This is a genomic window from Myxococcus hansupus, from assembly GCF_000280925.3.
GTDB classification, from domain to species: Bacteria; Myxococcota; Myxococcia; order Myxococcales; family Myxococcaceae; genus Myxococcus; species Myxococcus hansupus.
This window is the reverse complement of sequence record NZ_CP012109.1, coordinates 2522334-2546615: the sequence shown is the minus strand read 5'-3', so window position 1 is coordinate 2546615 and position 24282 is coordinate 2522334. Positions and strand designations below refer to the sequence as shown.

The 24282-nt window shown below is 69.2% G+C and carries 19 protein-coding genes and 1 pseudogene; 4 read left to right on the top strand and 16 right to left on the bottom strand.

Features of this window, described 5'->3' with window-relative positions; all coding sequences use genetic code 11:
- Nucleotides 1-68: 68 nt before the first annotated feature.
- From A176_RS10395 to A176_RS10385, 3 genes are all read right to left on the bottom strand, one after another.
- Nucleotides 69-1160: a PhoH family protein gene (locus A176_RS10395; RefSeq protein WP_002639929.1), complete on the bottom strand. Its 1092-nt coding sequence runs from the start codon at nt 1158-1160 to the stop codon at nt 69-71.
- 89 nt (nt 1161-1249) lie between these two features.
- On the bottom strand, nt 1250-2368 hold the full coding sequence (locus A176_RS10390; RefSeq protein WP_002639928.1) for a DUF4388 domain-containing protein: 1119 nt from the start codon (nt 2366-2368) through the stop codon (nt 1250-1252).
- Nucleotides 2369-2374: 6 nt separating this feature from the next.
- Complete coding sequence (locus A176_RS10385) at nt 2375-4588, bottom strand: hypothetical protein (protein ID WP_021781551.1); 2214 nt, start codon at nt 4586-4588, stop codon at nt 2375-2377.
- Between the two features lie 116 nt (nt 4589-4704).
- Between A176_RS10385 and mazG the strand changes: the two genes are divergently transcribed.
- The gene (mazG, locus tag A176_RS10380) at nt 4705-5895 is read left to right on the top strand and encodes a nucleoside triphosphate pyrophosphohydrolase (protein ID WP_002639926.1); all 1191 of its coding nucleotides are present in this window, start codon (nt 4705-4707) and stop codon (nt 5893-5895) included.
- A 139-nt stretch (nt 5896-6034) separates the two neighbouring features.
- Nucleotides 6035-6310 (top strand): 30S ribosomal protein S20, encoded by a 276-nt coding sequence (gene rpsT, locus A176_RS10375; RefSeq protein WP_002639925.1) that lies wholly within the window; start codon nt 6035-6037, stop codon nt 6308-6310.
- A gap of 71 nt (nt 6311-6381) precedes the next feature.
- Here the strand turns inward: rpsT and lptE are convergent, their stop codons facing one another.
- The 3 genes from lptE to leuS all read right to left on the bottom strand — a co-directional run bounded on the left by lptE (nt 6382) and on the right by leuS (nt 10046).
- Nucleotides 6382-6840, bottom strand: coding sequence for an LPS assembly lipoprotein LptE (gene lptE, locus A176_RS10370; protein WP_226994385.1), 459 nt, complete (start codon nt 6838-6840; stop codon nt 6382-6384).
- A 91-nt stretch (nt 6841-6931) separates the two neighbouring features.
- Nucleotides 6932-7369, bottom strand: a complete 438-nt coding sequence (locus tag A176_RS10365; protein ID WP_002639923.1) for a hypothetical protein — start codon at nt 7367-7369, stop codon at nt 6932-6934.
- A 175-nt stretch (nt 7370-7544) separates the two neighbouring features.
- Complete coding sequence (gene leuS / locus A176_RS10360; RefSeq protein WP_002639922.1) at nt 7545-10046, bottom strand: leucine--tRNA ligase; 2502 nt, start codon at nt 10044-10046, stop codon at nt 7545-7547.
- A gap of 357 nt (nt 10047-10403) precedes the next feature.
- Here leuS and A176_RS10355 point away from each other — a divergent pair, with 357 nt between their 5' ends.
- Together A176_RS10355 and A176_RS10350 are read left to right on the top strand one after the other, a co-directional pair.
- Complete coding sequence (locus A176_RS10355; protein ID WP_002639921.1) at nt 10404-13466, top strand: SusC/RagA family TonB-linked outer membrane protein; 3063 nt, start codon at nt 10404-10406, stop codon at nt 13464-13466.
- Nucleotides 13467-13469: 3 nt separating this feature from the next.
- Nucleotides 13470-14813, top strand: a complete 1344-nt coding sequence (locus A176_RS10350) for a RagB/SusD family nutrient uptake outer membrane protein (protein ID WP_002639920.1) — start codon at nt 13470-13472, stop codon at nt 14811-14813.
- 76 nt (nt 14814-14889) lie between these two features.
- Here the strand turns inward: A176_RS10350 and A176_RS10345 are convergent, their stop codons facing one another.
- From A176_RS10345 to A176_RS10300, 10 genes and pseudogenes are all read right to left on the bottom strand, one after another.
- A complete protein-coding gene (locus tag A176_RS10345; RefSeq protein WP_044890887.1) occupies nt 14890-15780 on the bottom strand; it encodes an NAD(P)-dependent oxidoreductase in 891 nt (296 codons plus the stop codon).
- 106 nt (nt 15781-15886) lie between these two features.
- Nucleotides 15887-17617: a putative ABC exporter domain-containing protein gene (locus A176_RS10340; RefSeq protein WP_002639918.1), complete on the bottom strand. Its 1731-nt coding sequence runs from the start codon at nt 17615-17617 to the stop codon at nt 15887-15889.
- The gene (locus tag A176_RS10335) at nt 17614-18363 is read right to left on the bottom strand and encodes an ABC transporter ATP-binding protein (RefSeq protein WP_002639917.1); all 750 of its coding nucleotides are present in this window, start codon (nt 18361-18363) and stop codon (nt 17614-17616) included. The genes A176_RS10340 and A176_RS10335 overlap by 4 nt, the downstream gene beginning before the upstream one ends.
- Nucleotides 18364-18379: 16 nt before the next feature.
- Nucleotides 18380-18760 (bottom strand): response regulator, encoded by a 381-nt coding sequence (locus A176_RS10330; RefSeq protein WP_002639916.1) that lies wholly within the window; start codon nt 18758-18760, stop codon nt 18380-18382.
- 40 nt (nt 18761-18800) lie between these two features.
- Nucleotides 18801-19838, bottom strand: coding sequence for a protein-glutamate methylesterase/protein-glutamine glutaminase (locus A176_RS10325; RefSeq protein ID WP_002639915.1), 1038 nt, complete (start codon nt 19836-19838; stop codon nt 18801-18803).
- Nucleotides 19835-20706 (bottom strand): annotated as a pseudogene (locus tag A176_RS10320) (CheR family methyltransferase). Before A176_RS10320 ends, A176_RS10325 begins: the two are co-directional and overlap by 4 nt.
- A 9-nt stretch (nt 20707-20715) precedes the next feature.
- Nucleotides 20716-22770: a HEAT repeat domain-containing protein gene (locus A176_RS10315; RefSeq protein WP_002639913.1), complete on the bottom strand. Its 2055-nt coding sequence runs from the start codon at nt 22768-22770 to the stop codon at nt 20716-20718.
- Nucleotides 22767-23144, bottom strand: a complete 378-nt coding sequence (locus A176_RS10310) for a hypothetical protein (RefSeq protein ID WP_002639912.1) — start codon at nt 23142-23144, stop codon at nt 22767-22769. The genes A176_RS10315 and A176_RS10310 overlap by 4 nt, the downstream gene beginning before the upstream one ends.
- 1 nt (nt 23145) lies before the next feature.
- Nucleotides 23146-23688 carry a chemotaxis protein CheW gene (locus A176_RS10305; protein ID WP_021781552.1) on the bottom strand — a complete coding sequence of 181 codons (543 nt, stop codon included), beginning with the start codon at nt 23686-23688 and terminating at the stop codon, nt 23146-23148.
- Entirely contained in the window at nt 23685-24251 is a 567-nt protein-coding gene (locus tag A176_RS10300; RefSeq protein WP_002639911.1) for a chemotaxis protein CheW, read from the bottom strand. The genes A176_RS10305 and A176_RS10300 overlap by 4 nt, the downstream gene beginning before the upstream one ends.
- Between the last annotated feature and the right edge of the window lie 31 nt (nt 24252-24282).

Sequence of the window (24282 nt, the reverse complement as noted above, 5' to 3'; positions counted from 1 at the left end):
GAGGGTGGGATGGGGTACGCCCGCCCGGCAGGGTATGCACGGGTGGGCGTACGTAGGTCAAGAGACCGTTACTCAACGGCAACGGGCTCTGCAGCCGATTCCGAGGGGGACTGAGTCACAGAAGCCCCGGCGGGCCGGGCTGCGGCCTCTCGGGCCGCCTGGGCCTCGCGCTGGGCGAGGTCCGCGCGGTCATAGGCGCGGATGACTTCCTGGACCAGGGGGTGCCGGACGACGTCCACGTCCGAGAACTCCGCGAAGTGGATGCCCTCGATGTTCTTCAGCACGGCCCGGGCGTGGTTGAGCCCGGACATCTTCCCCGTGGGCAGGTCCACCTGCGTCACGTCACCGGTGATGACGGCCTTGCTGTTGTAGCCCAGGCGCGTCAGGAACATCTTCATCTGTTCCACGGTGGTGTTCTGCGCCTCGTCGAGGATGACGAAGGCGTCGTTGAGCGTCCGGCCGCGCATGAAGGCCAGCGGCGCCACTTCCACCACGCCCTGCTCCAACAGTTGGGCGGCGCGCTCGGCCGCCATCATGTCGTTGAGCGCGTCGTAGAGCGGCCGCAGGTAGGGGTTCACCTTCTCCTGCAGGTCGCCCGGCAGGAAGCCCAGCTTCTCACCGGCTTCGACGGCGGGACGCGCCAGGACGATGCGCTTGACCTTGCGCTCCTGGAGGAAGGCGACCGCCATGGCCATGGCCAGATACGTCTTGCCCGTACCGGCGGGGCCGATACCGAAGACGATGTCATGGTTGCGGATGGCATCCACGTAGCGCTTCTGGTTGATGCTCTTGGGGGAGATCTGCCGGTTCCCGGAGCTCTTCAGCACCGGCCCCAGCATGACCTCCTGGAGGGACTCCGCTCCACGGCCGAGCACCTTGATGCCCTGCTCCACGTCCTCGCGGTAGATGGGGCGACCGGCGCGGATCATCTCCTCCAGGTTCTCCAGGAGGCGCACCGAGAAGGCCACGGCATCCGACGGGCCGGACAGATGGAATTCGGTTCCCCGTTGTCCCACCCGGACCCCGAGGCGCCGCTCCATCAACTTGAGGTTTTCGTTCTGGTTGCCGCACAGAGCCAGGGCCGTCGCGTTGTCACGAACGTCCACCTTGGCGGAGGCGGTAATGACTTCGGGCGCTTCCAACGTGGCGGGATTTCGCAATGCGGGTTCTTTCCTCGGTCTTGTGTCGCTACGGCTGACACCAACGTAACGCCGCCATTCAGGCCGCGAAAGACGACTTTGTGTCAGGACTAGCGCAAGGGTGGCAGGAGAATGAACTGACGAGCGGCCAACCGCCGGTAATAGTACTCTTCCCGCCACGGGTATTTCAGTTCGCCCGATTCCAACAGTCCAGCCTGGACCAAAGAATCCAGACGTTCGGGCAGCTCACCGCGCTCCAGCCGGAAGACCTCCAGCGCGGCCTCGATGCGGACGCGTTGGGCCTGTGAAACATGACGCTGGGCCGCGGAATCCGCAAACGGCGTGGCCGCGACACCTTCGTGACGGGCGCTCACCACGCGAAACGCCACGACGCCCAGCGCCGCGAACACCACCATGGAGGCCAACAGCCGCCCCAGCGGGCCGCCCAGCCGAGCGAGCAGGCGCTGGTCACCTGGCGAGGGAGCGGGAGCGCCCTCCGGGAGGATGGGCCGGATGTATTCGCCCTTCACCAGGTTGTAGAGGGCCTTGCAGGTCTCGAACTCGCCCAGGCAGGAGATGTCCACGAGCTTGCGCAAGTCCCGCCCGAGCGAGAGTTCGTCGTAGATGCGCCGCTCCGAGGGACCGATGGCCCCCAGCTCCCCACCCTCTTCATCGAAGCGTGGCTGAGGCAGGGCCTTGATGCGCTCGAAGACGAGGTCGTCCCGGTGGATCTTCTGCCGGATGACGGGCCACTCATCCACCATCCGGAAGCCCTCCATCAGCACCGTCTCGGCGCGGAGGGGACGGATGGCTTCGGCGTCGGGCTCCACGGGCTCCTGGACGAATTCGTAGGTGCCCGACTTCCAGGTGAACAGCCGGTAGAGTGTCTCCGTTGCCTGGAGCTGCATCATCGACTGGAAGCGCTCGGCGGTGAGCGCCTGGTTGGAGACCAGCACGTCCCCCAGCCGCTTCAGGGTGCGGCGCTGCGTCTCCAGGGCCGCTTCGAGCTGCGTCTCGGTGATGAGCTCCGAGCGCACCAGCATGGCACCGATGAGCTCCTTGCGATTCCGGGTGACGCTCTCCGCCTTGATGATGTGGCCATCACTGAAGCCGACGCGCACCTCCTGGTCCTTGGAGCGGACGTGGAGCGTGCCTGTCTTCTGCTGCTGCCCGATGAGCTGCAGGATGTCGCCAATCCCAAAATCCTTCAGGGTGCCTTGCAGGGACATGGACGTTTACTCTCCCCGCCGCAGGCGGCGCAGGCCGCGCAATGACAGCACGTGGACGGTCAGCAGGAGCAGCACCGCGGGTGCCAGCTTGAGGTACAGCGGCGCGTCACCGTAGGGCCCTCGCACCAGCCCCTGGTGGAGCAGCACGGCGGCCACGGCGAAGAGGAATCCAAAGGCGTAGAGGGCACCGCGCACGGGTACTCCCGACGCCACGTGGCCCGCGCCGGACAACACCGCGCCCAACGCGTACGTCAGGCGGCCTGACCACGCCTGGTGGCGGTCCACCTGGGACTGCTTGCGCGTCCGGAGGTGCTGGGGCACCAGTCCTCTGCGCGCGAACACGTTGACGCACTGGCCACACTGCTTGCTCCCCACACCCAGCTCCGGGTCGCAACGCACGCACACCGGGCGGCCGCAGCGCTCGCACACCCTGGCGGACTTCAGCCGGTCCGACGCGAAGCCGAACAAGGTCAGCAGCACCACCACCCCCACCGCGCTCACCGCCGCCAGGGCCCCGGGCGGAATCCCGGGAAGCAACCACCGGGACACCTGGGTCTCCACCTGACGCCCCGCCTCGGCGCCGTCCGCGAGCGGCAGCCAGTCGCGCTCGAGAACTGGCGGAGACAGCAGCAGCAGGTTCATCAGCAGACGGCTCTCCGGGGGCAGCTCGCGGGCAATCAGGGAGGCATCGAGCGCCTGCGCCGAGGCCATGGCCGTCGCGGCCCGGTCCAACTCCCGGCCCACCTCCGAGTCAGGCAGCGTCTTCGCCCTTCTGCGGACAATCTGGGCCAGGTTGTAGTGCGGAGCCGCCAGCTCGGGCGCCGTCCGGGAAGCCTGCGCGTACAACTGCGCCGCGCCATCCGGGTCTTCCAACGCGACCAGGGTGTTGCCGAAGCGTGTGAGCAGCCGCGCGTCCGAACTCTTCAACTGAGATGCCGCCTTGTAGTGCGTCCGGGCATCCTCCAGCAGCCCCCGGCGCGCTTCGAAGTACGCCAGCGACGCGACCTCCGCGAAGGTCGCCGTGCGCGCCTCCATCCGGGCCTTCACGCGCGTCCGGGCCTCCTCGGCGGACAGTCCACCCCGCTCCAGGAGATAGACGTCCTCCGCCGGGGTTCCAGCGAACGCCGTCATGCGCGCGAGTTGCCCGGCCGCCAACGGCAGCACCGCCATGCCCGCGACCAGCACCGCGGCGACGACCCGCTCCGCACGGGACAGGTACAGGGACACCACGGCCAGCATCAGCAGCAGCGAGGGAAGGACACCGAGCCCCAGCACCCAGGGCAGGCTCAGGAGCAGCAGGCCCAGCACGGTGGACTGCCACCTCGAGACGACTCGGGGCAGCAGGTGGTGGAAATCGTGCAGCGCGGAGCGGACCTTGCGCAGGAAGAACAAGGTCATCACCGCCAACGCGGTGGCGCCCCACGCCATGAGCAGCAACCCGCCCAGGTCCGCCATCGCCGGGCGGCGGTAGCGCGCGTCGAGCGCCAGCGTCGAAAGCGCCTGCCGCACCTGACCGAAGTACCGGGGCACGTCACCCGGCTTGTCCAGCGCGTACAGCTCCGCGAGCTCGAAGCGCGCGTAGGGAAGTCCGGGAGACAGCTCCACCGCCGTCTCGGCCAGCCGTACCGCGCCGGCCGTATCCCCCGCCCTGCGACGCACGGCCGCTTCCCGCAAGAAGCCCGCGCTCAGGGGCTCCAGGTCGGTGGCGGCCAGTTCAACGCGCAACGTCCGCAGCTCCGTGAGCGCCGCCGCGGCCGCCTCCCGGTCGTTGGTCGCCCGGGCCTGCCGCCACCGATTCCAGAGGGCCTCCAGGTCCGAGTCGGCCACCCGGGGCGCGAGGATGGGGCTCAGCACCACCGGACGGGGCGTGATGACCGAGGGTTCCTCGGCCACGGGCGGCTCCTGCGTCTTGCCATTTCCGGGCGCCGTCACGCCCTCACGGGTGCCACGCGCCGGGCCCCTGGGGGGCACAGCCGCCTCTTCCGGATCCGCGGTGGAGGCGTCCTCCGCCAGGCCATCGTCCTCGGGCGCATCCTCGGCGTAGTCGTCGGCGTCATCCTGCCGCGGCGGATCCATGGACTCGTCCCGCAGGTCGGGCTCCATCGGGCCCGGATCCACCTCGGGAAGGCGTGTGGGGGCCTCGAGCTGCGCGAACGCGACCGTGGGAGCCAGGAGCGTGAAGCCGCTGAGAAGAAGGGCGAGAAGCGGGAGACGGATCATCCAGGGGGTGGATGATAGGCGACCCAGGGCCAACCGCGAAAACGAACGCCAGCCAGACAGCCCACCTGCCGCGTTTGCCGGACAGTGCCTGACCCGCGCGTGCTACAGGGATGTGCATGGCGGACACGACGTTGAACCCCGGGGCCGAGCTGGAGCGACTGGTCGACATCATGCGGAAGCTGCGCGCCGATGGCGGCTGTCCGTGGGATCGCGAGCAGGATCTGCGCTCGCTGCGACCCTACCTCCTGGAGGAAGCCTTCGAGGTCCTGGAGGAGATGGACCGGGTGGCCTACGGCGGCTCCTGGCGCACCTTCTGTGAGGAGCTGGGAGACCTGCTTTTCCAGATTGTCTTCCATGCGCAGCTCGCGACGGAGATGGGGGAGTTCACCCTGGCGGACGTGGCCAAGGCCATCAGCGACAAGCTGGTGAGCCGCCACCCGCACGTCTTTGGCGGCGGCCAACCCATGAACGGCGCCGAACAGGTGCTGGACAACTGGGCCAAGCTGAAGGCCGCGGAGAAGAAGCGAAAGACGGGCCGGGAGGGCTCGGTGCTGGACGGCGTGCCCGTCGCCGCCCCGGCGCTGATGCGCGCCGAGCGGCTCACGGAGAAGGCCAGCCGCATTGGCTTCGACTGGCCGGACGTCGCCAGCGTGCGCGCCAAGCTGGAGGAGGAGCTGGGCGAGCTCGACGAGGCCATCGCCGCCAATGATCGGGACGCCATCGAGCACGAGCTGGGTGACGTGCTCTTCTCCCTGGCCAACCTCGCGCGCTTCGTTGGAGCGCCGGCCGAGGACGCGCTCCGGATGGCCATCCGCCGCTTCACCGCCCGCTTCCAGCACATCGAGTCCGCCCTGCGCGCCGAAGGCGTGGCCCTGGGCGACGCCACCCTGGAGCACATGGAGCGCCACTGGCAGGACGCCAAGGCCCGCGAAAAGGCCCTGCCCGCGCCGTCCTGGGTTCCCCGGTCCCCCGTCACCACCCTGCGCCTGGGCGTGGCGGACCTGCCCGCCCAGCGCGCCTTCTGGGACGCCCTGGCCCCCCGGCTGGGGTGGAGCACCCCGCGCGCTCAGGCCCCGGATCAGGCTTCCTATGAGGATGGCGGCTTGCGGCTCGTCTTCCACGCGGCCCAGGCCCCGGCCGCTGGCATGACCTTCTCCCTGACGGCCCCCTCCCCCGCCGCCGTGGACCGGCTCCAGTCCGTTCTGGGTGAAATCCCCGGCGGCCGGCTGATCCAGCACGGGGAGGGACGACTCGCGTTTCAGGATCCTTCGGGGCTGGTGTGGGAATATGCGCCTTCGGTAGAGTGATTTTCCTCGCAGGAGCACTCGGCGTGGCGTCCAGATCCCGGAAATCCCGGCTGGGGGCCCACACCCGTCTTGACGCCTGCGAGGCGTCGCAGTAAGGACGGCCCCTCTTTTTAGCCTGCCATAACCGCTGGAGATTTCCTTGGCCAACACCAAGTCCGCAGAGAAGCGTCACCGTCAGTCCGTCAAGCGCCGTGCGCGCAACATCACCGTGCGCGGTGACGTGAAGACCGCCGTGAAGTCCGCCCGCGAGGCGCTCGGCACCAAGGATGGGGCGAAGATGACGGACGCCCTCAAGACGGCCTCCAAGGCGCTGAACAAGGCCGCCACCAAGGGCGTGCTGCACAAGCGCACCGCGTCCCGCCGCATCTCCCGTCTCGCGAAGGCCGCCTCCAAGGCCGCCAGCGCGCAGGCCTAGTCGAAGCGCTGGGCCACCTCGCGTGGCCCTGCTTCATCCGTGCAGGCTGCCGGGAGGAGGTTCTTGCCTCCTCACCAGGCGCCCGCCAGCCGGTCGTACCCGTCCCGCATCAAGACTTCCGCGAGGCGCTCGAGCGCGACCTGCCGGTTCGCCTCCGCCTCCAGGACGTCACCGCTTCCCAGCAGGTAGTCCTCGGTCCCGGAGACAATCGTCTCCGTGAGGACCTGACCGTCCTTCACGATGCGGACGCGTGCCTGCGCGAAGACCCGGAAGTAGTTGGGGATGATGGTGGGTGAGCTCGCCACCGACAGCACGGTCCCCTCCATGCGCGCGTTGCACGACGCGGCGTCCGCCAGCCGCCCCACGCGGATCAACTCCTGCCGCAGGAAGCGCGTGAAGACCGTTTCCAGGGTGGGTTCCGCCGTCGCGTTGGTGAAGACGGGCGCGCAGAGGGCCGTCACGCCTTCCGGCAAGCCGTCTCCCCGGGGCGTCAGGCGATAGCCGCACCCCGTCCCAGCGGCCACCCACATTCCCAGCACCACGCCAATCCGAAGGCGCCGAGTGACTACGGCAGCGCAGGGTCGCGACATGCGCGGCACCCTACCCGGCCGGATCCGCCCGTCAAGCGTGCGGCCCGTGTCCCCGCGCGTCCGCCGAGGACGTCTCCACGCCCGCGCCGCGCACCGGGATGCCCCGCGCGCGCAGCGCCTCGGCCAGCGTACCCCAGGCGCCCAGGAGCCGGGTGTCCCGCGACGAGCCCCGGCGCGCGAGCCCCAGCGGCCAGTGCACCGCGCGCCCTTCCCGGGGCTCCAAGACGAGCACGTGGGAGCGGCACGTCACCGCCAGCAGGGTGCCCAGCGCCGCGATGCCGAAAGCGACCAGCTTCAGCGCGAGCGCCTGGGCGACGACACCCAGGGCCACGAAGGCCAAGAGCGCCAGGGCCTCCTTGAAGAAGTGCGACTCCAGCCGGACCTCGCGCAGGGAGTCCAGCTCCACCGGCGGCACCATCACCGAGGGATGCGGCTGATAGAAGAGCCGCGTCCCCTCGCCGGAGAGCATGCGCCCCCCACCCAGGTCCTCGTGGAGGAAGGGCTGCCCGGGTGCCGGGCCTCCGGGCAGCGGCGCTTCCGGCAGCGGAGCCTCACACGCGACGCACCGTGGGCGGCCGGCCGACTGGGGCCGCCCACAAGCACTGCACATGACGAGGACTTCGGCCGGCACCTGGGGACCTCGCTCAAGAGACGACGAAGTTCACGAGCCGCTTGGGGACGAAGACGAACTTGCGCAGCGTCTTGCCCGCCAGGGCTGACTGGACCTTCTCATCCGCCTCGGCGGCGGCGCGCACGTCCGCCTCCGCCGCGTCCGCCGCGACGCGAATCTCCGCGCGCAGCTTGCCGTTCACCTGCACGGCGTAGGGGATGACGTCGTCCACCACCAGCGCCGGGTCGAACGCTGGCCACTCCTGGGCGACGGTGAAGTCCTTGCTGCCGTAGGCCTCCGCGATTTCGTCGGCGATGTGCGGCGTGAAAGGCGTCAGCACCACCGCCAGCGTCCGCATGGCCTCGCCCATGGCGGCCTTCTCCGCGGCCGACTCCGGCGTCCCCAGGTCCGTCAGCGCGTTCAGCCCCTCCATGATGGCGGCGATGGCCGTGTTGAAGGACAGGCGCTCGATGGCCTCCCCCACCCGCTTCAGCGTCTTGTGCGCGGCGCGGCGAATCTCCAGCGCCTTGCCCTCGTAGGCGCCATCGTGGGCCGCCCCGGCCGAGGCCTCGTGGTGCGTGGCGGCCAGCGTCCAGACGCGCTTGAGGAAGCGGAACACGCCCTCCACCTGCTTGTCGGACCAGTCGAAGTCCCGCTCCGGCGGGCCGGCGAACAGCACGTAGGCCCGCGCCGTGTCGGCACCGTACCGCTCCACGATGGAGGCAGGCGCCACCACGTTGCCCCAGCGCTTGGACATCTTCCGGCCATCCGGGCCGTTGACGATGCCCTGCGTAATCAGGCGCGTGACGGGCTCCGCCACCGGGCTCAGCCCCAGCTCCTTCATCACCCGGGTCCAGAAGCGGAAGTACAGCAGGTGCATCACCGCGTGCTCGGGACCGCCCACGTAGATGTCCACGGGCAGGAAGCGCTGGGCCTCCTTCGGGTCGAACGGCGCGGCGTCGTAGCGCGGCGACAGGTAGCGCGCGAAGTACCAACAGGAGTCGACGAAGGTGTCCATCGTCTCCGCCTCGCGCCGGGCAGGGCCGCCGCACTTCGGACACGAGGTGTTCACCCACGAGGCCACCTTGGCCAGCGGCGGCTCCCCCTTGCCGGTGAGCACCGCCTGGGTGTCGATCTCCGGCAAACGCACCGGGAGCTGGTCCACCGGCACCGGGATGCCGTGACGGTCCGGGTCGCACTGCTCGCAGTAGACGATGGGGATGGGCGTGCCCCAGTAGCGCTGACGGCTGAAGCCCCAGTCCTTCTGGCGGTACGTCACCGTCGCCTGGCCCTTGCCGTCCTTCTCCAGGGCCGACGCCATCGCCTGGCGCGCCTGCTCGGACGTCTGGCCCGAGTAGGAGCCCGAGTCCGCCAGCACGCCGTACTCCGTATACGCCGCCTCGAGCGCGTCGCCCGCGGGGAGCGCGTCCCCGGACGCCGGCTGGATGACGACCTTCACGGGCAGGCTGTACTTGCGAGCGAAGGCGAAGTCGCGCTCGTCATGCGCGGGCACGCTCATCACCGCGCCGGTGCCGTAGTCGCTGAGCACGAAGTTGGCGATCCAGATGGGGACCGCCTGCCCGGTGAAGGGGTTCTCCGCGTAGGCGCCCGTGAAGACGCCCTCCTTCTCCGTGCCCTCGCCCAGGCGCTCCGTCTTGGACTGGGCGGCCATGCGCTTCGCGAAGGCCTCCACCTCGGCGCGACGCTCCGGCGTCGTTACCTGGGCCACCAGCTTGTGGTCCGGCGCCAGCACCACGTAGGTGCAGCCATAGATGGTGTCGATGCGGGTGGTGAACACGCGCAGCGAGGCGTCGTGGCCCTGCACGCGGAAGTCCGCCTCCGCACCATCCGAGCGGCCAATCCAGTTCCGCTGCATGGAGGTGATGCGGTCGGGCCACTCCTTCAGCGTGTCCAGCGAGTCCAGCAGGTCCTGCGAGAAGCGGGTGATGCGGAACGCCCACTCGGGCATCTCCTTGTCCACCACGGGCGAATCGCACCGCTCGCAGACGCCGTCCTTCACCTGCTCGTTGGCGATGACGGTGTGACAACCGGTACACCAGTTCACCTTGCTGAAGCGGCGATAGACGAGCCCTCGCTCCAGCATCTGGATGAAGAACCACTGGTTCCAGCGGTAGTACTCGGGGGAGCTGGTGTTGACCTCGCGGTCCCAGTCGTAGCTGTACCCCAGGCTCTGAATCTCCTTCTTGAAGGAGGCGATGTTCTCCGCCGTGCGCACCGCCGGATGCACGCCGTCCTTGATGGCCGCGTTCTCGGCCGGCAGGCCGAAGGCATCCCAGCCCATGGGATGCAGGACATCGAACCCCTTCATCCGGAAGAAGCGAGCGTACACATCCCCAAGCAGATAGTTGCGCACATGGCCCATGTGCATCTTCCCGCTGGGGTACGGCAGCATCTCGAGCACGTACTTCTTGGGTGCTCCGGGGCGGCTGCCTGCCCGGAAGATGCCCGCCTCGTCCCAACGGGTCTGCCACTTGCCTTCAATCGCCTGCGGCTCGTAACGCTCGTTCATCGCCATATCTATCGAGTCTCTTAGAGGAGGGACGTGCCCCGGGCAACATGTCTCGCCGGGATAGATCCGCTCCGAACGGACGAGGCCTCCCATGGGCGGCTGACCAGCCCCCCCAACCGCGCTGGTCGGGCCTCCAAGCAATGCCCGTTCATCCCCAGGCGATATGCCCGACGCGCTCGGCCATTCCCTCTCAAGCCAGGTGTTCTCCAATTCCGGCCAAACATTCGCGCCAACCTGGATTCAAAGAATAGCAATAAAAGTGAGGATATGCCGTTGACTGGCAATCGTTGACCCAGTGACGATTCCAACCACCGGCAACCTGCCTTGGGGGGGAGCCGTCAATCCGCAGCGAGCGAGGTCCGAATGGCGCTGAGAAGGGCGTTGATTCCGGGGTGCGTGTTTGCACTCTTCTCGTTGGAAACGCTGGCACAGGACGTGAGCAGCACCGCGCCTGCGACCGAAACACAAACAACCTCACAGGGGACGCCACAGCCCGTGGCCACGCCGCCGTCCGCGCCGGCTGTCGCCACGCCGGCCGCCCCCGCTCCAGCCCCTGTCACGGGGCGGACGGTGAAGGGCCGCGTCGCGGACCGGCTCACCAACGAGGGGCTGCCCCTGGTGCGCGTCATCATCAAGGGCACCAAGCAAGGCGTGGAGACGGAGCTGGACGGCACGTTCTCCCTGCCCAACGTGCCCGCGGGCTCGGTGACGCTGCTGTTCTCCAGCCAGGACTACGGTGAACGGGAGGTCGTGATTGGAAGCAGCCAGCGCCTTGTCGAGGTCGCGCTCGACAACATCTTCGCGGAGGAGATGGTGGTGGTGGGCCGCGCCAGTGAAGTGGCGCGAAAGAACCTGGCCAACTCCGTGGCCTCCGTGAACGCCGAGGAGATCAACCGCGCGCCCGCCCAGACAGTGGACCAGGCGCTCCAGGGCAAGGTCGCCGGCGCCAACATCCAGAGCAACGGCGGCGCCCCGGGCGGCGGTCTCCAGCTCCGGCTGCGCGGCGTGTCGACCATCAACGGCTCCAGCACGCCGCTCTACGTCATCGACGGCGTGCTCGTCAGCGACGTGTCCATCGCGTCCGGCATGTTCGCCGTCACCCGGTCCGTGGGCGGGTCCAACCCCAACCCCACGCAAGACAACCAGGTCAACCGCATCGCGGACATCAACCCCAACGACATCGAGAGCATCGAGGTCCTCAAGGGTGCTTCCGCCGCCGCCATCTACGGCTCCAAGGCCGCCAACGGCGTGGTCATCATCAACACCAAGCGGGGCCGCTCCAGCACCCCGGAGTTCGCGGTGACGCAGCGGCTGGGCATGTACACCGCGCTCAACCGGCTCGGCACCCGCCAATTCAACAGCGTCGAGGAAGTCACCGAGACGTTCGGTCCGGACGCGGCCCAGTACTACGTGCCAGGCAGGCGCTTCGACCACGAGTCAGCGCTGACGGGTCGCCGCGACCTGTCCTCGGAGACCATCGCCAGCGTCAGCGGCGTGGCGGGGAACACGAAGTACTTCGCCTCGGCGCTCATCAAGAACGACGAAGGCATCATCGCCAACACCGGGTACGAGAAGCAGTCCTTCCGTCTGAACCTGGGACAGAAGTTCGGTGATGCGGTGGACGTCAACGTCGCCACCAACCTGATCCATTCGCTGGGACAGCGCGGCCTGACGAACAACGACAACGCCAGCATCAGCAACTACATGGTGCTGCCGTACTCGCCGGAGTTCCTCCCGCTGGGGGCCAGCTCGGACGGCATCTACCCGCAGAACCCCTTCATCAACAGCCGCGCCAACCCACTGCAGACGGCGGCCCTGGTGAAGAACGACGAGGACGTGTGGCGCTTCATCGGCTCCGGCGACCTGACGTGGCACCTGTGGAAGACGGACGCGCACCACCTGCGCGTGCTCGCCAACGCGGGCGTGGACCGCTTCCAGCAGGAGAACTCGCTGTTCTTCCCGCCCGAGCTCAACTTCGAGCCGCTGGATGACGGCATGCCCGGCTCGTCCCTCTTCGGAACCAGTCAGGTGCTCAACCTGAACTCCGGGTTGAACCTGGTGCACACCTACCGGCCCACGTCCGGCGGCATCGTGGCGACCACCTCCGGCGGTCTCCAGTTCGAAGAGCGCAACGTCGACTCCGTCTACATCGTCAGCCGGAACATGAACGCGGGACAGCAGAACGTGGACAGCGGCACCGCGGTCAGCTTGCGGCAGAACCGCTCGCTGGTGAGAGATCGGGGCTATTACGTCCAGGAAGAGCTGCTCCTGTTGGACGAGCGGCTCACGCTGGTGGGCGCCCTCCGCGGCGAGCAGAGCAGCGCCAACGGCAACCCCAACGCCCTGTTCCTGTACCCGAAGGTGGCGTCCGCCTACCGCATCCCCTCGTTCCACCCCACGGTGAACGAGTTCAAGGTGCGCGCGGCCTACGGCGAGACGGGCAACCTGCCGCTGTACGGCATGCGGTTCAATGGCATGCGCGCCACGGGCAACATCGCCGGCAACCCGGGTCTGGTGGGCAGCGGCATCGCGGGTGACCCGAACATCCAACCGGAACGGCAGCGCGAGTTCGAAACCGGCGTGGACGCGCTCCTGTTCGGCGGAGACGTGGTCGCGGAGGTGTCCATCTACCAGCGCAACATCAGCGACCTGCTGCTGCAGCGCGCCCTGGCCCCCTCCGGCGGCTTCGCCACGCAGATCTTCAACGGCGGCTCGCTGCGCAACCGCGGCATCGAGGCCATGCTCCAGGTGACGCCCGTGCGCGGCACCGTCGAGTGGACCAGCGGCGCGACGTTCGCCCTCAACCGCAGCCGGGTGACGAATCTGCCCGTGCCCGCGTTCCTCTCGGGCGGCTTCGGCACCGGCCTGGGCGCGTTCCGCATCGAGGAAGGCGCGACGGCGACGCAGATTGTCGGTAACGACGGCGTGGACGAGAACGGCAACCCGATTGTCCGGAAGATTGGCGACACCGAGCCCACCTTCCGAATGTCCTTCACCAACAACCTGAAGTACCGGGACTTCAGCCTGTCCTTCCTGTTCGACTGGCAGCAAGGCAGCGACGTCATCAACCTGACCCGGTACATCTACGACGACGCCGGCACGTCACCGGACTACACGACGGGCGGACGTGAGCGAATCCTGCGGAGCCGTACGCATGCGAGCGCGTACCTGGAGGACGCCAGCTTCCTCAAGCTGCGCGAGGTGACCCTCATGTACAACCTGCCTCGGGACTGGGTGACCATGGTCCCCGGGGTGAAGACGGCCCGGCTCAGCCTGAGCGGCCGCAACCTCCTCATGTTCACCCGCTACTCCGGCTTGGATCCGGAGGTGAGCAACTTCGGCAACCAGGCCATCGCCCGCAACGTGGACGTGGCCCCCTTCCCGCCCAGCCGCAGCTTCTGGACGTCCATCGACGTGGGGTTCTGAGCCATGACCATCCATCTGACCAAGAAGGCGTTCGTGGGGCTGTGCACCGTCCTGGGCCTGAGCGGCTGCGGGAGCATGGACGTCCCCGACCTGAACAACCCCAGCTTCGATGATTTCCGCGAACGTCCCTCGAAACAGGCCGTGCTGACCGCGGCCACGGGTCTGCTCGTGGGTCATCGCGCCGGCATCTCGGCACCCAACGGCTACGTGGCCCAGTTGGGCATCATCGGCCGTGAGGCGTACGTCTTCGACCCCGCGGACCCGCGCGCCGTCAACGAACTGCTGGGCCCCACCCTGGACCCGGGTGGCCCGGCGTTCGGCGGGAATCACTGGACCACGCCCTATCTGAACATCCGCAATGCCTTCACGGTGCTGGATGCCTTGGAGAAGGTCCCCAGCACCTCCGATGCGGAAAAGGAAGGCATCCGCGGCTTCGCGAAGACGCTGCAGGCCCTGGACTTCCTCATCGTCATCAACACGCGCGACACCCATGGGGCGCCCATCGACGTCAACCTCCCCATCGGGCAACTGGCCCCCTTCGAGAGCAAGGAGGCCGTGTTCGCACGCATCGCCTCGCTGCTCGACGAGAGCGCCACCCACTTGAACAACGCGGGCAACACGTTCGCCTTCCAGCTCAGCCCGGGCTTCACGGGATTCAACACTCCCGAGACGTTCCGGCGGTTCAACCGCGGCCTCGCCGCGCGAGTCGCTGTGTACCGGGGCCTCTATCCCGAGGCGCTCACCGCCCTGAGTGAGTCCTTCATCAACGCGACGGGGTCGCTGGACGTGGGCGTCTATCACGCCTTCGGAACGAACTCCGGAGACACCGCCAACGGCCTCTTCAACCGCAACGTCTACGCGCACCCGTCGACCTTCAACGAAGCCGACCTCCAAGCAGACGGCACCGTGGATGATCGCGTCGTCCGAAAGCTCCAACGGCTGGAGAGCACCGTTGCCGCAGGAGGAGGCAGGCTGACGACAGACTGGCGGTTCCGAATCTACACCTCGAACAACACGCCCCTCCCCATCATCCGCAACGAGGAGCTCATCCTCCTGCGCGCGGAGGCCAACATCGGGCTGCGGAACTTCGGCCCCGCCGCGGACGACATCAACACCATCCGCACCATCTCCGGCCGGTTGCTTCCGCGTCTGGACATCGATGAGTCGAACGCGTTGGACGAGCTGCTCAAGCAGAAGCGGTACTCGCTCCTGTTCGAGGGCGGCCACCGGTGGATCGACCTGCGGCGCTACGGGCGACTCGACACGCTGCCCCGCGAGCTGGACCCGGACATCGCGCCCCACGAGCGCTTCCCCATCCCGCTCGCGGAGCTGAACGCCCGGGAGTAGCACGTCACCGCGCCTGCTGAAGCTCCAGGTGCACGGCGTCCCTGCGTGCACCTGGAATCCGCACCCCGGCCTGGACTCAGGTGCCTCGCTTGAGTCCGGCCCGCTCGGCGACGAGCGCGCCCAACGCGGACCAGTCCAGGTCCCCATGGCCCTGCGCGACGCCTCCCAGGAACTGGTCCTTCACCAGGCTGGCCAGCGGCATGGGCACCTCGGCGCCTCGGGCCGCGCCCAGGACGAGCTCCATGTCCTTGAGCCCCAGCTTCAACTTGAAGCCCGCCGGTGAGTACTTCTCCTCCGCGATGAGCTGCGCGTAGGTCTCGAAGATGGGGGAGCGGGCGAAGACGGACTGGAAGACGTCCAGGAACGCCTTCGGCTCGATGCCCGACTTGCGCGTCAGGGCGAAGGACTCGGCGAGCGCTTCCATCATCGACGCGATGAGGAAGTTGCCCGACAGCTTCACCACGTTCGCCGCGGGGGCGTTCTCGCCCAACACCGTCAGCCCTCGCCCCAGGGCCTCCAGCAGCGGGCGGCAGCGCTCCACGTCCTGCTTCGGGCCGGCGGCCACCACCCAGAGCTGCTTCGACTCGGCCGCGGCGGGCCGGCCGAAGACGGGCGCGGCGACGTACCGTTGCCCCGCGCTCGCGTGCGCCTCCGCCAGCTTCTCCGACAGGGCCACCGAGATGGTGCTCGACGAGACGTGCAGGGCGCCGGGCGACATTCCCGCCTGGATGCCCTCCTTCCCGAACACGGCCGAGCCCACCGCGGCGTCGTCCGCCAACATGCTGAACACGGCTTCCGCACCTCGGGCCGCCTCAGCGGGCGTGGCGGCGACCTTCGCGCCCTTCGCCTTCAGCGGCGCGGCCTTCGCCTCCGTGCGGTTCCACACCGTCAACGTGTGGCCCGCGGCCAGCAGGTTCGCCGCCATGGGCAGGCCCATGTTCCCCAGGCCCACGAATCCAATCTTCATGCGCGTCTCCTCCCAGAAGCGGTCCGGATAGTCCGCGCCGTTCGGCCCGGCCACCGCAAAGCACCCACGCGTCCACGAGCGAACGCGAGGGCGCCCACGCGACGGACTACTCCGGACGGTCCTCCGAGAGGTCCAGGCGCTCGAAGGCATGTCCCAGTCCGATGACGCCCAGGGCCACCTCCCCCACCAGCACGCCCGCCGCCGCGAGCCCCGCCACGGGCAAGGACCATGGGCCCAGGAACGGCGACAACGGCACGCCCACCACGAGCGCCACCAGGCTCGCGGGAATCAGGCCCACCAGCGTCACCACCAGCGTGCCCACGAGCGCGAGCAGCCGCTGCCCCATCGCCTCGAGCCCGCGCGCCCGCTCTCCCATGTCCGCCGGCACCCATGCGGGGAAGAGCACCACCGCCGCGTTCTGAACGAAGAGCCCCGCCGGGGAGATGGCTGGGAGCAGAAACGCCAGCGCCAGCCCCCCGGGCCACCACCAGCCGCCCAGCCGGGGGGCCTCCACCCCTGGGCCCAACACGAGCGCCACCGCCAGCAGCGCGAGCTGGAACGAGGCCACGGCCAGCGCGGAGGCCGCGAGCTGGGCACGCACCACCTGCCGGCCCGTCAGCGGCAACGCGCGCAACAGGTCCAGCTTGGGCAGGTCCATCCGCAGGTCCATGCGAAACGCGCTCGGCCCCACCACCGTCAACGTCACCGCGAGCGCCAACGCCACCGGCCCGAGCACCCGCCGCGTGTCCGTGAACAGGCGCGCGTCCCCCATCAGCGCCGCGATGCCACCGCCCATGACGATGAAGACGAGGAACACCGCGAGCCCGCCGCCCATCCGCTTCCGGGCGATGAGGTTCTTCCAGAGGATGGCCACCTCGGGCCTGCCACGTGCCAGCAGCCGAAATGGGGGCCGGCTCAGCGTCATCGACCCGACGCGGGCCATCCGCCCCGACGCGCGCAGCATGCGCTCGCGTGAGCGGGACTCCGCGCGCACCACCGCCGTCTCCTCGAAGGGAACCTCGGCGAGCAACACCCAGACGTAATGCGCCACCATCAACGCCAGCACGGGAGGCAACGCGGCGAGGAAGTCCCGCACGCTCTGCGCCAGCGCGGGCGCCACCAACAACCGTCCGGGCCACAACACCGCCCCCACGCCCGGAGAGGCCATCAACGACTGAAGCCACGCGCGCAGCGCACGTCCCGAAGACAGGTCCTCCGGCACCGGATGCGCTTGCAACGAGCTGAGCGCCGCCAACGCCACGAGCCCCAGGACGACCGCCACCCCGCCCCAGCGAATCACCAGTCCCCAGGTGCCTCGCGCCGCCAGCCGCGTGCGGACGAAGGCCGCCGCCGTCGAATGCAGATACAGCGTGCCCAATGCCAGACACGCCCCCACGAAGAAGAGCACGGGGTGCGGACTGATGGTCCTTCCCAGGAACAACGTGGCGAAGAGCGCGCCCACCGTCGTGCCCAGAAGCCCACGCACGAGCTTGTATTGCAGCAGGGCCCGCCGTGAGACGGGCGCGGGGAAGAGCTGGACGACCTCTGTCTCGGAGAAGGTCAACGACGGCCGGTCCCTGCCCAACACCCAGGCGGCGAAGAGCGTCCCCAGCGCGGAGCCGACCAGGGACAGCTCGGCGAACAACTGGACGCCCTCCGACACGCCGCCCACGGGCCCCCGGAAGTCCATCCTCCGAAAGAAGACCGAGTAGAGATACGCCGCGCCCACCAGGGCGCCCAGCAGGTAGCGTGGCTTGCGCAGCCGCGCCAACTGCCTCCGGATGCGATTACGCCAGGACGCCACCCAGAGGAACGCCACCGCGCGGGAAAAGCTCACGGCGTCTGCGTTCCCGCGCTGGTGATGCGCACGAAGAGTTCCTCCAGCGACGCGTGCTCCCCCTCCACGCCGCTCAGGCGCGCGCGGATGTCATCCAGACTTCCGAGCGCCACCGCCTTGCCCCCCGCGATGACGAGCAGCCGGTGGCACAGCTCCTCGACCAATGGCAGCAGGTGTGAGGACAACACCAGGGCCGCGCCCTCCTCCGCCCTGCGCCGCAACGACGCCTTCATCCGCCGGATGCCAATGGGGTCCAGGCCCGTGAGCGGCTCGTCCAGCAGGATGAGCTTGGGTGAATGCAAGAAGCCACACGCGATGGAGAGCTTCTGCTTCATGCCGCGTGACAGCTCACCCGGCAGCGACTTCTCCTTGCCGGACAGCTCCATCTCCTCCAACAGCGCGCGGCCTCGCGCCTCCCAGTCCTCCACACCGTAGAGGCGCGCGGTGAAGTTCAGGTGCTCCCAGACGGTGAGGTACTCGAAGAAGCGGGGCTCGTCGGGCAGGAAGGCCAGCGCGCGCTTCGCATCCACGGGCGCCTGCGTCAGGTCATGCCCCGCGACGAAGACCTGGCCCGAGGACGGCGGAAGGATTCCCGCCAGGCAGCGAAGCGTGGACGTCTTCCCCGCCCCGTTGGGCCCCACCAGGCCGAGGATCTCCCCTGGCGCCACCTCGAAGGAGAGCCCCTGCACGGCCTTCACCTCACCGTAGGTCTTCTCCAGGCCCTCCACCCGCAGGACGGAATCCATTCGTACGCGCTCGCCTTCAATCCAGCTTCAGCAGGTCCCGAACGGTATCCAGCACGACCTTCGCCTGCACGGGTTTCACCAGGTACGCGCTCGCGCCCAGCTTCATCGCGCGCTCCCGGTCCGCCGCCGCGCCCTCCGTGGTGACGACGATGATGGGGACGTCGCGGTGCTCGGACGCCTGCCGGATGTGGCTGATGAGCTTGAGTCCGTCCATCAACGGCATGTTGATGTCGGTGAGCACCAGGTCGAACCGAGCCTGCGTCAGCTTCTTCAAGCCCTCCGCGCCGTCCTGGGCCTCGGTGCACACCACACCGGAGAGCCGTTGCAGCGCGTACATGATGCTTCGCCGCATCGCCTGCGAGTCATCCACCACCAGGGCTCGAATCTGCTGCGTCATGGGGCGCGGACGTTAGCACCCGTGGGCCGAAGCAGGAGATTCAGCGCCGCCGCCGCGCCTGGGCCGCGAGCGCCGCCCCGATGTCTCCCAGTGGAATCACCCGCTTCACCGCCCCGGTCGCGATGGCCTCACCGGGCATGCCGAACACCACCGAGGTCTCCTCGGACTGCGCCCAGACCTCGCCTCCCGCGCGGTGGATGTGACGCGTGCCCTCCGCGCCATCCGCCCCCATCCCCGTCAGCACCACGCCCAGGGACTTGGGCCCCAACACCTCCGCCACGCTGGAGAAGAGCCGGTCCACGCTGGGCGCGTACTTGTCCGCGGGCGTGGGCGGCGGCGTGTGCAGCTCCAGCTTCGAGCCCCGCTCCGACACCACGAGGTGCCGGCCTCCTGGGGCGATGTACACGTGCCCGGGCTGCACCAGGTCCCCGTCGCGGGCCTCCGACACCGAGAAGGGCCCGATGCGGTCCAACCGGTCCGCGAAGGCCCGGGTGAACAATGGCGGCATGTGCTGACACACCAACACGCACGGGGTGGGCTCCGCCGCCAGGCCCTCCAGCACGCGCTGCACCGCCGGGGGCCCTCCCGTGGACGCCCCCACGGCGATCACCAACGGCGGCTCACCCGCGACCGCCATCGCCCGGGCGCCCGGCGCCGCGTGCCGGTGGCCGGGCCGCATGTGCCGCGCCGCCCGCACCTTCTCCAACAGCTCGCGCCGGAGCGCCTCCATCGCGTCGAACGTGGCGTGCTGCGGCTTCGCGATGAAGTCGAAAGCCCCCAGGTCCAGCGCCTTGAAGACGTCCGAGCGGTGCGAATAGCTGGAGATGACGATGACGGGCGTGGGCGCCGTGCGCATCAGCAAGCGGAGGAACGTGTAGCCCCCCAGCTTCGGCATCTCCAGGTCCAGCGTCACCACGTCGGGCTTCAGCTCGACGACCTTCTTCAGCCCCTCCTCACCGTCCGCCGCGCGGTCCACCACTCGCACGTCCTGCTCCGACTCCAGCATCGTGGCGAGGGTGCGCCGGTTGTGCGCCGAATCATCGATGACCAATACGGTGATGACATCCTGGGTGCTCACCTGAGGGCTCCGTCGTCCAGCTCGGGCCTCCGGTACACCAGGTCCCCCGCAGGTGAACGAACTCGAAGTCCGCGCCCAGGCTCAGCAGGTTCTCGGAGTGTCCCAGCAGGAGGTACCCCCCCGGCACCAGCCTGTCCCGGACGATGCGCAGGAACTTCTGACGCGCGGCCAGGTCGAAATAGATGAGCACGTTGCGGCAGAACACCACGTCCATGCGCGGCACCAACTGGCTGCCCGCCTCATCCAGCAGGTTGAGATGGCCAAAGGACACCCAGGCCCTCACGTCGTCCCTCACGCCGAACCGGTTGGGCGCCAGTTGGGCGAAGTGACGCTCTTGCAGCTCACGTGACGTGGCCCGCAGCGCGGACGGCCCGTACTCCGCCCGCCGCGCCAGGGCGAGCACGCGCCGGGAGATGTCCGTGCCGTGGACCTCCACGTCCCAGTCCGAGAAACGGCCGCTGTCCTTGAGAATCATGGCCAGCGTGTAGGCCTCTTCTCCGGAAGAGCAGCCCGCCGACCACACGCGGAGCCGCTTCAGCCGGGCATTGCGCTTCTGCAGCGCGGGGAGCAGCTCGTCCGTGAAGGACTGGAGCTGCATGGGCTCGCGGAAGAAGTACGTCTCGTGCGTGGTGAGGGACTCGACCGCCGCCTCCAGTTCGGCCGAGCGGTTGGCGTCGTAGCGCAGGTACCGGTGATAGGCGCCGTAGTCCGGCAGGCCGAGCAGCTCCAGCCGGGGCCACAGCCGGCGCTCCATCACGAACTTCATGTCCTCATGCATGAGGATGCCGCAGTGCGAATACACGTGGTCCCGGAGGAGCCGAAACTCCTCCACCGACATCTCCGGGCGCCCGTCGTCGAAGCGTGCCATGAGAGCCCCTCAGCGCCGGACCAGGCGCTCCACGGCCTCCGAGAGGGCTTGCAGCGCCAGGGCGTCCGACTCCGCGTCCAGGGCCTCACGCGCGGCGGGCAGGGATTCCGGACCCGCTGAATCGCCCAGGACTCGCGCGGCGGCGGTGCGCACGTCCCAGCGTGGGTGGTGCAGCAACGCGAGCGCCATCGCCACGCCGGCCGCCGTCTCCGCGCCCACGGCCAGCGCCGCCTTCACGACCTCCACGTCGGCATGATTGGCCGCCGCGCGCAGGACATCGGGCTCCGCCGCCCCCAGCCGCGCCAGGGCCCGCACCGCGGTCACGGCCAGCGCTCCATCGGTGTGCCGCGTCAGCGCCACCAGGTCCGGCACGCGGTCCAAGGCCCCACAGTCTCCCACTGCCTGGACCGCGGCCACCCGGACGGAGAGGTCCTCGTCTCGCAGCGCGGGCGACAGCAGGGCCCCCGCCTCCGCGCCGCCCAGCCGCGCCAGGGCACGGGCCCCCGCGATGCGAACCTGGGCGGACTCATCCGCGAGCGCCGCGTAGACCCACTCCCGGCCCGCGTCGCCTTCCAGCTCGCAGGCCGCCATCACCGCCGCCGCGCGCCACTCGGGCTCCGTGTCGCGCGACAGCCGCTTCAGCAGCGGCACGGCCCACGCACTCCCGATTCGCGCCATGGCCGCCACCGCCGCGGGCGAACGCTTCCGCACCACCGCGTCCTGCAACGCCACCACGACGTCCATCTGATGGGACTCCGCGAGCCCCATCAACGAACGCGTCGCAGCCCCCGCCAGCGAAGGTTCCTCCAACAACTCAACCAGCGGCGGCACCGCGTCCGCCGAACCCGTGCGCCCCAGGGCGCGCACGACCACGGCGCGGAGGTCTCCCTCCATCCACTCCAGCAAGGAGCACAGGGCCGCCACCGCCGACGCGTCCACCAAGTGCACCAGCGCCTCGGCCACCGCGGCCCGGGCAGGCAGGGACAGGTCCGGCATGCGCACCAGCAACGCGTGCCCCGCCGCCGGGCCCAACGTGTCCAGCGTGTGCAACACCTCGCGCAGGAGCCGAGGCTCGCGCGCGCACTCCGCCACGGGGATGGCCAGTGACGCATCGCCCAGCGACGCCACCACCACCAGCGCGCCCGCGCGCACCATGACGTCCTCAGCGGCCAGGGCCTCCTCCAACCTGGACAGCAGGCCGGGCGACGCATGCAGCGACTCGCGCACCATGACGTCCTCGGCGGCCAGGGCCTCCTCCAACCTGGACAGCAGGCCGGGCGACGCATGCAGCGACTCGCGCACCACCGCTTCGAATTCGGCCCGCCGCTCGCCCTCCGCGCGCAACGCCTGGGTGCCCAGCGCGGACAGCGCGGCCTCACGCACCGAGCGCAGCCCCGACCCCAGCCCCTGGCAGATGCGCTGCGTGGCCTCGGCGTCGGGGATGAGCCCCAACATCCTGTACGCGCTGCGCTGAAGGGGGACGTCCTCCAGCAGCGCCGTCACCACGCGCAGCGGCACCGCGCGCTCGAGCAGCGTGAGGCCCTCCAGCGCGGACAGGCGGAGCAACGGCTCGGGCTCCGCCAACAGAGCCTCCAGCGCCCCCATCGCCTGCTCCCCCCCGACACGGCCCAGGGCCTCCGCCGCGGAAACCCGGACATTGAGGTCCCGGTCCGCCAGCGCCTGCACGAGAGGCGCCTCCGCCCCGCGATGCCCTATCTGTCCCAGGATGTCCGCCGCGAACTTGCGTTGGTCGGGGTCCGGGTGGGACAGCAGGTCCACCAGCGGTGCCAACGCGATGCCCCCGAGTCCGGCGAGCGCCTCCGCCGCCGCGTTGCGGGCCCCCGTCTCCCCCCGCTCGCCCAGGACGGCGATGAGCCTCGCGGCGAGTTCGGTCGACGCGGGCATCCGCTTGAGGGCCTCCGCCGCGACGTGACGCACGCGCCAGCTCTCGTCATGCAGGCCGACCACGAGAATCTCCAGCACGCCCGCGGCGCAGGGGTCCAACGCCTGGAGCGCCAGGTAGCGCACCTCTTCCGCGACGGGGACTTCGGAGGAGGGACTCATCGGTCGAAGACCTGGTCGGAGCCGGGTTGGAGATAGAACCAGAGGGCATACGCGCCCAGGGCCGTACCCAACGGGACGTTGGGCAGCGCGAGGACTCCCAGCACGAGCGCCACCGTTCGTGACCAGGACTTGCGCCTCACCAGGCCAAGGCCCGTGATGACGCCCGGCAGGCCCAACAAAGCCAGACACCCTCCCGCCACCAGTCCGATGATGAGCAGCGCGGCCCGCCCCTCGGGTTCGACGTCGGGAACCAGACCGCCCACTGCCCCGAAGAACACCAGGATGCCCGCGGAGAGCAGCAACGTCACCGCGTTGATGACGATGAAGAGGATGCCGAGGATTCGACGGTGCTGCTCCAGGTGTTGTGCGCCCACCTCAGTCCCCCTTGCGTATCGACTCCGGTGCTTTCAAAGACTCGCGCTCCAGCTCCACGCGCAGCAGGGCCTTGAGGTCCAATAACAACCGGAGCCTGTCCGGTGGACCGCACACCCCCACGACAAACGGCGAGTGCCCCGCCACCACCAGGGCGGGCGCGGGCTTGATGTCGCCCTTGCGCACCCGCAGCACCTCCGCCACGCGGTCCACCTTCACCGCCACGCGCCGCGCGCCCAGCTTACACACCAGCAGCCGTGTCTTCGGCGTCTCCGGCCCCGGTGCGCCCAGGAGCCTGCAACGCAGGTCCACCACCGGGAGGATGACGCCTCGCAAGTGGAGCACGCCTTCCACGAAGGCCGGGGCATGGGGAATGGGCGTGACGCGCTGGAGCGGGAGGATTTCCTCCACCCGCATGATGTCCAGCACGTACTCCGCCGCGCCAATGTAGAAGGCACAGAGCTGCACCACGACATCCGCCGCCGACGCCGCTTCGTCGGCGACGGCGTGGGGACGGCTTGGGAGCAGATTGACGGGGTCCTTCATGGTGCGAGCGCCTGTTCCGCGTCCAGGAGGATGTAGAGCGTGGGGCCACGCCGGCCCATGCCCACCACGCAATCCTTGTCACCGGTCCGCATTCCCGGTGGCGGAGCCTCCACCATGGAGGGCCTGAGCTTCACCACGCCCACGACCCCGTCCACCCAAACGCCCGCGGGGCCCGCCTCCGTTCGCAGCACCAGGATGCGCGCGCTCCGAGGCGGCGCCGGCGCGTCGGGGCCCGCCACCAAGGGAGGCCGCTCCGCCAGGCGCAGGCGAACCTTGATGTCATACACGGGCAGCAGCTCGCCGCGCAGGTTCATCACGCCCAGCAATTGGGGCTCGGCCCGGGGAATCTCCGTCAACGGAGGAACCTTGGAGATTTCACGCACGCCCCGGATGGGCACCGCGTAGCACTCCGACTCCAACCGGAACGCCAGGTACTCCTCGGGGACCTCCTCGGGGACGACCGTCCGTACGCCGTCGCTGCCCGCCGCGAAGTCGTGAAGCCCGGTGACGTCCTCGTCCGGACGGTAGAAGAAGTCGTCGAGCAGCTCCGAGAACCGGGACACGAGGACGGAGGATAGCAGCCGGCGCGCCCGT